The 10,367-nt window shown below is 37.1% G+C and carries 6 protein-coding genes; all 6 read right to left on the reverse strand.

Annotation, left to right across the window (positions count from 1 at the left end; all coding sequences use genetic code 11):
* Positions 1 to 98: 98 nt before the first annotated feature.
* The 6 genes from JZO76_RS08785 to glgB all read right to left on the reverse strand — a co-directional run bounded on the left by JZO76_RS08785 (position 99) and on the right by glgB (position 10,170).
* The gene (locus tag JZO76_RS08785) at positions 99 to 1,928 is read right to left on the reverse strand and encodes a glycoside hydrolase family 13 protein (protein ID WP_206903743.1); all 1,830 of its coding nucleotides are present in this window, start codon (positions 1,926 to 1,928) and stop codon (positions 99 to 101) included.
* Between the two features lie 5 nt (positions 1,929 to 1,933).
* Positions 1,934 to 4,345 (reverse strand): glycogen/starch/alpha-glucan phosphorylase, encoded by a 2,412-nt coding sequence (locus JZO76_RS08790; RefSeq protein WP_396140044.1) that lies wholly within the window; start codon positions 4,343 to 4,345, stop codon positions 1,934 to 1,936.
* A 143-nt stretch (positions 4,346 to 4,488) separates the two neighbouring features.
* Positions 4,489 to 5,925, reverse strand: coding sequence for a glycogen synthase GlgA (gene glgA / locus JZO76_RS08795; protein WP_206903745.1), 1,437 nt, complete (start codon positions 5,923 to 5,925; stop codon positions 4,489 to 4,491).
* A gap of 1 nt (position 5,926) precedes the next feature.
* The gene (gene glgD / locus JZO76_RS08800; RefSeq protein ID WP_206903746.1) at positions 5,927 to 7,072 is read right to left on the reverse strand and encodes a glucose-1-phosphate adenylyltransferase subunit GlgD; all 1,146 of its coding nucleotides are present in this window, start codon (positions 7,070 to 7,072) and stop codon (positions 5,927 to 5,929) included.
* Entirely contained in the window at positions 7,062 to 8,204 is a 1,143-nt protein-coding gene (locus tag JZO76_RS08805) for a glucose-1-phosphate adenylyltransferase (protein WP_206903747.1), read from the reverse strand. Before JZO76_RS08805 ends, glgD begins: the two co-directional genes overlap by 11 nt.
* A gap of 31 nt (positions 8,205 to 8,235) precedes the next feature.
* Entirely contained in the window at positions 8,236 to 10,170 is a 1,935-nt protein-coding gene (gene glgB, locus JZO76_RS08810; protein WP_206903748.1) for a 1,4-alpha-glucan branching protein GlgB, read from the reverse strand.
* Between the last annotated feature and the right edge of the window lie 197 nt (positions 10,171 to 10,367).

Below are 10,367 nucleotides of genomic sequence, written 5' to 3' on the forward strand. Positions count from 1 at the left end.
AAACCTGAACAAAATTTGCCACAAACGCAGTTTACCTGTAGGAGCTTACTTGCAGTTTTATTTTGTTCAGGAATATTTTTATTAATCAAAAAGATAAATTATTCAAACAACTTACCACTAAAAGTTAGCGTTCCGGCCTCTTGAATCGTATTGTTACGCCCAATAATCGCCTGCAAGCGTTCTTTAGCAATCGGTAAGGGACGCAATGTTTGAATTTCTGCTACATTCAAAACTTGAAGCCCGTTTGTCGGATTAAAAAAGACTAAAACAAAGTCTTCTGCATCATAACGCAGTACTCCTAAAATCCGTTCTGTGTACAACAGCAGAAAATCTCCCTCGTAAATAACCGGATTTTCTGCCCGTAAAGAAATCCATTTACGACAAGCTTCATAACAGTCTTCCTCAATATTATCCCAAGGGAAAAACTTGCGGTTATCTGGATCTTTGCCCCCAGTTAAACCAGCTTCATCACCATAATAGACACAAGGGACACCCGGAAAAAGATGCAACAGAGCAAAAGCCAGTGACAGTTTTCGTTTATCGCCATTTAATTGCGTTAAAATTCGCTCCGTATCGTGGGTCCCAATATTATTGAAACTATTGTAAAAGATGTCCCGAGGATAATTTTCTTGTAAGGTTGTAAAATGGCTGGCAATAGTTTCTGGACGACAATCTGCCATAAGAAAAGCTAGTGCTTGCTCTCTTAGAGGATAGTTCATAACCCCTTGGAGATGGTTTCCTAAAATATATTGGCGTCTTTTGCCATAAGAAATTTTATTAGAGGCGTCTTCCCAGACTTCACCTAACAAAACTTTGTCCGCAAATTGGTCCAAATTGCTTCGAATACCGGCAATAAACTCGTCTGGCAATTCATCCGCCACATCTAAGCGCCAGCCATCAATACCAAATTTATTCCACTTTTGTAAAACACCAGCAGAACCAAAAATAAAATCTTGGAATTCTTTGTTCTCTTTATTAATTTCTGGTAAATCTTTTACTCCCCACCAAGAATTATATTCATCTGGATAGCGGTTAAAGGTAAACCAAGGATAATACTGGCTATGAATATTACGATATGCTCCTTTATCAATACCGTAAGCGCCGTCGTAATTAAAGTAAAGACTGTTACGCCCTACGTGGCTAAATACACCATCTAAAATGACATGAATATCATTTTGATGCAACGCATCTAAAAGATCAGCAAAGTCTTCTTCTGTTCCTAAAATGGGGTCGATATTCAGATAGTTACTCGTATCATAACGATGATTACTTCTGGCTTCAAAAATCGGATTCAAATAAATCCCTGTAATTCCCAATTCTTTTAAGTAGGGAATTTTAGCTTTAATTCCTTTAAAGTTGCCTCCAAAAAAATCCCAGCGGGCAATATCGCCGTTTTCATCTTTAATATACATCGGAGTATCTTCTTTACTACCATAAATAAATGTATTGGCCTTAGGATTATTTACTAACTCCTTGGGATTACCATTATAAAAACGGTCGGGAAAAATTTGATAAAAAACGCCTTTACGATACCATTTAGGAGCTGTTTCTTTTTTTTCAAAACAGGTCACTTGATAGGCATTTATCTCCTCTAAGTGATCGACCAGCTTTCCTGGGCCGCCTCCTGCTACTGCACCATAATATCGGGTATATTCTGCGTGGTTGGCATCTAAATAATGTAATTCAAAATAATAAAAATAAACACCTTTCCCCTCGTTGAAAAAGTAATCAAAATGATAAATTGCCGTGCCATAACTTTCCATCTTAATCGTATGGCTTTGACCGCCATCACGGGCTATTACTAACGTTACCCCTGTGACGTTAGGATCATCTGCTTTAAACTTAAAGGATATAAACTCATTAACCAAAATCGCGCCAAAGGGCTTTTTATACTCTTCTAACCATGAATTAAAATACACTTTGGTCATGGGGATTACCTCATTACTTCTTTATGGGCAAAAACTGGTTCAATTTGCCAAATATCTTCTGCATAACGTTCTACCGTATGATCGGCCGAAAACTGACCGGCATTGGCGATGTTAATTAGACTAATTTGTTGCCAATGTCTTTTATCTTGATAAAGTTCTTCAATTTGTTTTTGTGCGCGACAATAAGAATCAAAATCTCTTAGTACAAAGAATTCATCATTGTATTTGATTAACGAATCAAAAATTTCTTGTCCTTCAGAATGGATATTAGGAATCGTGCCATCGATAAAGGCATTCAAAACCTTTTGAATAGTCGGTGAATCCTCATAAATTCCCATCGCATTGTAGTTTTGTGCATGATAATAGGCATAAACTTCTTCTTCAGTTAAGCCAAAAATAACAATATTGTCTGTTCCTACGGCATCGCGAATTTCGATATTAGCACCGTCTAAAGTTGCCAAGGTAACTGCACCATTTAACATTAATTTCATATTGCTAGTACCAGAGGCTTCTTTTGAGGCCAGTGAAATTTGCTCACTTACATCAGCAGCTGGAATAATCCGTTCTGCTAATGTCACATTATAATTTTCTAAAAAGACAATTTTCAGTCGATCTTTAATGTCTGGATCATTATTAATTAATTGCGCAGTTTCATTGATTGCTTTAATGATGGCTTTAGCATATGTGTAACTCGGCGCCGCCTTAGCCCCGAAAATAAATACCCGCGGTTCTATCGGTAAATCGGGCTGTTTCTTTAAATCAAAGTATAATTTCAAAATGTGTAAAAGATTTAGCAGCTGTCGTTTATATGCATGCAGTCGTTTTATTTGGACATCGAAAATCGCATCAGGAGAAACGGTAATAGCAGTTGTCTCTTTAATATATTTGGCTAAAGCAACTTTATTTTCTCGTTTTGCTTTTGCTAGGGCTGTCAAAACGTCATCATCTTCAACGAAATTTTGTAGTAAATGCAAGTCATTTGGTTTTTTACGCCACGAAGTTTTAATTGTTTCGTCTAAAATCTTTGCCAAAGGTTCGTTAGAAAGTTGCAGCCAACGTCTTTGGGCAATACCATTGGTTTTATTATTGAAGCGCCCTGGGAAAATCACGTAAAAATCATGTAACACGACATTTTTCAATAAGTCGGTATGCAATTTAGCAACACCGTTGGTACTATGGCTACCAATAATTGCTAAATTCGCCATGTGAACTTGGCCATTTTGGATAATCCGAGTACGCTCGATTAAATTTGTTTCATAATATTTGCGATATTGCGTAACAAAACGACGGTCAATTTCAGCAATGATTTGATACATCCGTGGCAGCATTTCCTGCATTAACTCAATTGGCCATTTTTCCAGTGCCTCTGCCATAATCGTATGATTGGTGTAACTCATTACTTTAACAGTCACTTCCCAGGCTTGCTCCCAAGATAAATCACATTCATCCAGCAAAATTCGCATCATTTCTGGTATACATAAAGCCGGATGGGTATCGTTAATGTGAATGGCAATAGATTGGCTCATGGCAGTTAGCGGTTTATTTAGTTTTTTAAAGTAGCGAACGATACTTTGAACACCTGCCGAAACAAAGAAATACTCTTGTAAAAGTCTGATTCTACGACCTCTTTCATTGGAATCGTCAGGATACAAAACTGCGGTTAAATCTTCTAATTCGCGGCGGTCTTCTAAACTGCGATACTTACTTTCTTCAGAAGCTGGAATTTCGACAGACCATAATCTTAAGGTATTTACCACATCATTTTGATACCCTACCATTGCTGTATCATAAGGAACAGCTTTAATGAGACGACTATTTTCATAGACTGGTTTTAAGCGACCATCGGCTAGTGGCATCATGTAAACATTTCCACCAAAGCGCACATCGACAGCCTTACTTTCTTTGCGCACTTCCCAAACATTCCCATTATTTAACCATTCGTCTGGTAATTCGACTTGATACCCATCAACAAAACGCTGTTTGAACAAGCCATAATCATAGCGAATACCATTGCCGTTTCCTGGTAAGCCACAAGAAGCAATCGAGTCCATAAAACAAGAAGCTAAGCGCCCTAAGCCCCCATTTCCCAAAGCCATGTCTTTTTCTTGTTCCACAATCGAATCCAATGAAAAACCTAATTCGGTTAAACCATCCCGAACGGTGTCTAAAATTCCTAAATTTAATAAATTACTTTTGAGCATTTTCCCGGGTAAAAATTCAATGGAAAAGTAATAAACTTGCTTTGTTTCCTCAGTTAAATAATCTTTCCACGTTTGTACCCAATCATCAGCATAATACGTTTTTACCACGCTTCCCAAAACGTGAAAAAGTTCTTGCGGTGTTGCATCACTGATATCCATCGCATATTTTTCTTTGAGCCGCTGGATCATTTCCTCTTTAAAAACCTTCTTGGTAATTTTCATCTCTTTTCCTCCCGGATATTAAAAAGTTGAAGAAGATTCCTTCTTCAGCTAAATATTTTTTAGTAATTTCCTTTTTAATTCGACAGGTAAGAAACCGAAAAACAGTCAGCTGTTTCTCGGTTTCCTCTGCCTACTTGCTAAATTAGCGTTTCATATAACGCAACATATTCTTTTGAAGAAGTTTTCCAACTAAAATCTTTGACCATTGCTTGTTTGATTAAGCTTTGCCAAGTTGCAAAATCATCAGTGTACAAAATCAGCGCTCTTTCAATTGCTTTTAAAAGCTGATAGGAACTAAATTCAGCAAAACCAAAACCAGTTCCGACGCCGCTCACGATATTAAAAGGTGTAACCGTATCTTTTAGGCCACCGATTTCATGAACAATCGGCAACGTTCCATAACGCATCGAAATCATTTGTGATAAGCCACATGGCTCAAATGCAGAAGGCATTAAAAAGACATCTGCGGCTGCATACATCATTTGAGCTAAGTTCACATCAAAAGAGATACTAACGGAACATTTTTCTGGATAAGTCGCTGCAAAATAGCGGAAGCCATTTTCAAAATCCTTATCTCCTGTTCCAAGTAGGACTAATTGGACATCATTTTGTAAAATATTGTGTAGTTCATCTAATAAAAGGTTAAATCCTTTTTGGTAAGTTAGACGGCTGACAACTGCTAAAAGCGGCACATCGGCTCTTTGAGATAGTCCCATTTTTTCTTGCAACGCAGCTTTATTTTGCGCTTTTCCCGTCAAGTCTGTGTTGTCATAATGAAAAGGTAAAGCAGGATCTGTTTTAGGATCGTTTAAATCGTAATCAATCCCATTTAAAATACCGCTTAACTTGCCAGCTTCCATTCGTAAAATAACATCCAGCCCTGAACCAAATTGTGGTGTTTGTATTTCCTCAGCATAAGAAGGACTCACCGTATTGACGCGATCAGCGTATAAAATTCCTGCTTTCATAAAATTCAAGCAATCATTCATGCGCACAGTTCCATCTTCATAACGCTCCATCCCCACACCAAATAAATCAGGTAAAACACTGCCGTCGTATTGTCCTTGAAATTCAATATTGTGGATGGTTAAAACCGTTTTGATGCTTTTATACGCATTAATCCAACGATACTTCTCTTTTAATAAGAAAGGAACCATGGCAGTATGGTAGTCATTAACATGTAAAACATCTGGAACAAAACCAATTCGTTCCAGCATTTCAATTAATGCCAATTGGAAAAAGGCAAACCGTTCGCCATCATCATAATAACCGTATAAACCATCCCGATTACCAAAGTAATATAAATTGTCTAAAAAATAATAGGTAACATCATTTAAAACTAACTGTTTTACCCCGCAATACTGCCTGCGCCAACCAACATTTACATAAAAAGAAAATAAATCTTCACACTGATCAGCATATTTTTCAGGAATTTTTTTAGCGAAATAAGGCAATACGACACGACAATCAATTCCTTTTTTTACTAATTCCTTTGGCAGGGCACCTGCAACATCCCCAAGTCCGCCTGTTTTAAAAAAAGGGGCACATTCAGCGGCAGCAAATAATACCTTCATTTTATTCGCCTCCGTAAATATCTGAAATCACATGACTTTGTTTTTTGATTACTAACGGCTCTTCTTTTGTCCCAATGATTTTAACGCCAGGGGCCACTTGAACTTCTTTATCTAAAATCGCATATTTTACTAGCGCCCCAGTACCAATTTTATTATTTGCCATAATGATAGAATCTTCTACTGTCGCGTCTTCACTAATTAGTGTGTGACGAGAAACTAACGAATTCTTCACGGTTCCTTCAATAATTGAACCTGTTGCAAATTGTGAATTCTCTACTTGTGAAGTCGGTGCATAATATGTCGGCACTTCATTTTTTAATTTAGTATAAATTTTCTTACTTGAATATAACAGTGAACTAAATTTTTGTGGTTCCAACATATCCATATTCGCTTGATAGTAAGAATTAATATCAAAAATATTGTTTAGATAACCAGTATATTCATAAGCAGAGCTTTTCACGTTGGTAATATTAGAACGTAAGAAGCTTTCTAAGTTAACAGATACTCCCTCATTTTGACCTTGAGATAAGGCCTCGATTAGGCGGTTAGTTTGAACGATATAAATATCGGCTGATAAATTCACCAAGTCTGTCAATTGCGCATCTTTTGCTTGTGTTGCACCAATAATTTTGCCGTGTTCTTCAACGTCTAAAACAATGTCGGTTGGATAAACTTGTGATTTTGGCATCCGTTTATAGACAACTGTCATATCGTTTTCTTGCATTTGATGAATTTTTAAAACAGCACGTAAATCAATGTTGCAAAGCATTTTGCTGCCCATAAAGACCGTATATTCTGACTTTGATTTGCGTAAGTAATCAATTACGGTATCGTAATAATGTTTATTTTCTGCTTTTTGTTTTAAGAAATCTTGGTAGACATGAATAAAGAAACGATTGCGAACGCTGTCTAAGTTCCACTCTTTGCCACCGCCGATGTGGTCAAAAACCGACTGTGTTTCCCCTTCATTAAAGACCATAAACACCGTATTAATGTTGGCATTTACAATACTGGATAAATTAAAATCGATTAAACGATACTTACAATCGAAGGGTAATGTTGCTAGCGGACGGTTTTCGGTTAATGGTAATAACTCATTATAACGATGTAAATTACCCAAAATCGCACACATTTTATTAGTTCTCATCAAGAGTCACTCCAATCACTTCAGAATAGCCGACAACAGCAATTTCCTCGCTGCCATCAATAACCGCATCGTCCCCGACAATCGCATTTTCCCCGATAATCGCCCGATGAATTTTAACATTTTTTCCAATCGTTGCCCCAGGCATTACCACACTATCAGTAATAACGGTTCCTTCTTTCACTTGTACGTCGTCTGATAAAATGGAATGATTAATTTCACCTGAAACATAACAGCCATCCACAATTAATGAATTTTTCACTGCAGCTGTTTCGGTTAAAAAGTGCGGAGGGGAAATCGTATTTTTTGAAAATACGCGCCATGATTTGTCTCGAATTTCTAATTCCATATCCGGCTCGATGAATTCCATATTGGCTTCCCAAAGTGAATCAATTGTGCCTACGTCTTTCCAATAGCCAGAAAAACGGTAAGCAAATACATTTTCACCTGATTCCAGATAGTTTGGAATAACGTGTTTCCCAAAGTCGATCATTTGACCATCTTTTGAGTAGCTGTTCATTAAGACATTCCGTAAGCGTCCCCAGTTAAAAATATAAATCCCCATCGATGCTAAGTTGTTTTTGGGTTCCTCTGGTTTTTCTTCAAATTCAATAATGCGATCACTTTCATCTGTATTCATAATCCCAAAACGTGAAGCTTCTTTAATTGGGACTTCAATAACAGCGACAGATAATGAAGCATTATTGGCTTTATGGGTTTCTAACATGTCTTCGTAATCCATTTTATAAATGTGGTCGCCAGACAAAACTAAAACATATTGTGGATCCATTTGATCAATATAGGCGATATTTTGATAAATTGCATGGGCCGTACCTTCAAACCACTTACTTCCTTCAGAGCTTGAGAATGGTTGCAAAATCGTTGCCCCTGAATTGATGCCGTCTAATCCCCAACTAGCGCCATTACCAATATGATTGTTTAATGCTAATGGTTGATATTGTGTAACCACACCAACATTGCGAATTCCTGAGTTGGCACAATTGCTTAAAGTAAAGTCAATAATTCGATAACGTCCGCCAAACGGGACTGCTGGTTTGGCAATATTTTTGGTTAATTTTCCTAGCCGCGTTCCTTGACCGCCGGCTAAAATCATTGCTAACATTTCTGTTTTCATTTTTGCGGTGAAATTTCACCATTCCCCCCTTTTATTTTTCAGCTTTTACATTTTTACGCTTACTACTTGATTTCACCCGTGTATTAATTTCAGCTGGTTTAATCAATAATGCCCCAAGTGCTGGCACAATAGTCTGAATTTGATAATCATAATCTTTAAACGGAACAGTAATTGCCTCTTTTATAGCATTGGGTTTAACCCACGTTCCGCCAAATTCTTTCATTTCCGTATTCAAAATTTCTTGGTAAGTTCCTTTATATGGCACACCCACGGCAAAGTTTTTTCGCTCGACAGGCGTTAAATTTAAAACGACAATGACAAAATCTTTTTTGGTTTTCCCCCGCCGAATAAAACTTAATACTGTATCGGCATCATTATCGGCATCAATAATTTCAATCGTGTCATAGCTGCCCTCTAGTTCCCAAAGCGCTTTTTCTGTTCGATAAAGTTCATTTAACGTCTTAGTGAAATGTTGCATCTTAAAATTCATCTCGTCATTTAAATCAACCCATTCCAAACCATGGTCATATTTCCACTCTAAAAATTGACCCCATTCGCTTCCCATAAAAAGCAGCTTCTTACCCGGGTGCGCAATCATATAAGTATATAGATTACGTAGTTGTGAAAATTGTTTGTACCGATCTCCCCACATCTTATGCATCAGGCTTTTTTTACCATGAACCACTTCGTCATGAGACAAAGGTAAAATATAGTTTTCACTCATCATATACATGAAAGAAAATGTCAAAAGATTAAAATTATGCCCACGATAAATTGGATCCATTTCGTAAAAACGCAAGACGTCATTCATCCAACCCATATTCCATTTATAATCAAAGCCAAGCGCACCGCTTTCAATCATACCGGTAATTTTCGTATCAGAAGAACTTTCTTCAGCAATCATTAGAGCTTCAGGATGTGCTAACTTCACCACAGCATTTAATTTTTGCAAGAAGTAATAACCTTCAAAATTACGATTGCCTCCTTCATGATTTGGCGTCCACGGACCTTCATCGTAATCGCGGTAAATCATGTTAGACACAGCATCCACACGAATACCATCGAGATGGTAAAATTCCAACCAAAAAAGTGCACTGGAGATTAAAAAGCTTTGAACTTGTGGTTTACCTAAATCAAAGTTAATTGAACCCCAACGAACATTTCGAGCCCGATTTCTATCTTCATACTCAAAAGTTGGCGTGCCGTCATAGTAGGGTAAGGTATCTTCATTGATACAAAAATGCCCCGGAACCCAATCGACTAAAACGCCAATATTTTCTTTATGACAAGCTTCAACAAAATCTTGAAATTCTTCTGGTGTACCATAATAAGAACTTAAAGCAAAATACCCAACTAATTGATAACCCCAAGATTTTCCTAAGGGATGCTCCATTAATGGCATAAACTCAATATGGGTATAGCCCATTTCTTTAACATACGGAACGAGTTCTTTTGTTAAGTCAGAAAAGGTATAAGGTGTATTGTCTTCATGATGCTTCCAAGAACTTGCATGCACTTCATAAATGTTAAGAGGCCGCTTAAAATGATTCGTCCGCTTTTTGCGTCCTTGCCATAACCCATCTTTCCATTTTTTCTCCTGTAAAGTATGTAAAACCGCTGCACTTCCGGGACGTTCTTCAAAACGAATGGCAAAAGGATCAATTTTAAAAATCTCGCGTCCGTTTGCTTGGCGCACCTTAAACTTATAAAGATCTCCCTCGTGAGGTTTATCTGTTATAACTTCCCAAATTCCTGATTCTCGCTTTAGTAAAGGTAGTGAATCATCCCATTCATTAAAATCTCCCACCAACCAAACTTGTTGCGCATTAGGAGCCCAAACTCGGAAAACAAAACTGTCATCAGTTAATTTATGTGCACCCAAAAAATGCTGGCTATAAAAATTTTCCCCTGTTAAAAACCGTTCTTCTGCTGCTAGCACTTCAACTTCTTGCTTTTTTTCAACCATACCAGTTTCCTTTCTATAATGAATCTTCCCCATCAGACAATTAAATTCCAATCAAAAGTTAGAAATAAACTCAGTTAAACTGCTAACTTTTTCTAATATAATAATAACACACTTCTAATCTTTGAAAAGTATTTTGTGTAAAAAAATAACTCAGTTTCTATAAAAGAAATTCATTCTATTGGTGTTAGTATTAAATC

This window comes from Candidatus Enterococcus myersii, from assembly GCF_017316025.1.
Classification (GTDB): domain Bacteria; phylum Bacillota; class Bacilli; order Lactobacillales; family Enterococcaceae; genus Enterococcus_C; species Enterococcus_C montenegrensis.

Coding starts and splice junctions, on each gene's coding strand:
- JZO76_RS08785 (WP_206903743.1), bottom strand. CDS start 1,928: ATGACCAAAGTGTATTTTAATTCATGGTTAGAAGAGTATAAAAAGCCC.
- glgA (WP_206903745.1), bottom strand. CDS start 5,925: ATGAAGGTATTATTTGCTGCCGCTGAATGTGCCCCTTTTTTTAAAACA.
- glgD (WP_206903746.1), bottom strand. CDS start 7,072: ATGAGAACTAATAAAATGTGTGCGATTTTGGGTAATTTACATCGTTAT.
- JZO76_RS08805 (WP_206903747.1), bottom strand. CDS start 8,204: ATGAAAACAGAAATGTTAGCAATGATTTTAGCCGGCGGTCAAGGAACG.
- glgB (WP_206903748.1), bottom strand. CDS start 10,170: ATGGTTGAAAAAAAGCAAGAAGTTGAAGTGCTAGCAGCAGAAGAACGG.